A 716-nucleotide genomic window follows, 5' to 3' on the forward strand; every position below is an offset into this window, starting at 1 on the left:
GTTCTTCTGGAATCCCAAGCAGTTGTTCATCCAGGTGTATTGCTTCTTGAATTTGTTGAAACATAAGCTGAATGTTCTGTTGAAGTTTATCTTCGTAATTTTTCGTCGCTTTTTTCCATACGAAAGAATACTTATTGGCATTTGCTTCAATTTTTGTACCATCCAAAAAGTAATTTTCCATAGATATGTAGTTTTGATTCAGTAATAGTTGAATTAATTCTGTGAAAAGTGGTTCAATCATGTCCTGCATTCTTTCGGACCGGAAACGATTGATTGTCCGAAAATCAGGCGTTTGTTGCCCAGATAGCCACATCATTGGTAGATGTTCTCGTAATGCTTTGGCTATATCACGACAAGAATAAATTTTTTGGGTATACGCGTAGAGGATTACTTTCGTCATCATTTTTGGATGGTAAGAGCTACGACCACCACCTTGATAACGAGAGAAGAATAAACCATCACTTACTTGTTCCACCATGTCATGGATTACTCTTACCACATGATCTTCTGGGATTAAATCGCTATAATCCATTGGTAGAATTAATTGACCCATGTTATAATGAATGAAAGTAGCTGAATTGTTACTCATAAAAAAATCGCCTCCTATTTTTGTTTGTGTGGTTACTTACAATTATAATGGATGGGCGATTTTTTTGTATACTCAAAAAAGAAAGGGCTGCCCATAAGTCGGTTTCACCGACTTATGGGACAGCCTC

Annotated in this window: 1 protein-coding gene; it reads right to left on the minus strand. The window is 36.6% G+C overall.

The window, feature by feature from the left end:
• The coding region (locus MR076_RS25945; protein ID WP_242225429.1) for a transposase at positions 1–589 on the minus strand (589 nt) is incomplete at its 3' end.
• Positions 590–716 lie beyond the last annotated feature (127 nt).

It is taken from the genome of Bacillus cereus group sp. BfR-BA-01380 (genome assembly GCF_022663535.1).
Taxonomy (GTDB): Bacteria; Bacillota; Bacilli; order Bacillales; family Bacillaceae_G; genus Bacillus_A; species Bacillus_A cereus_BB.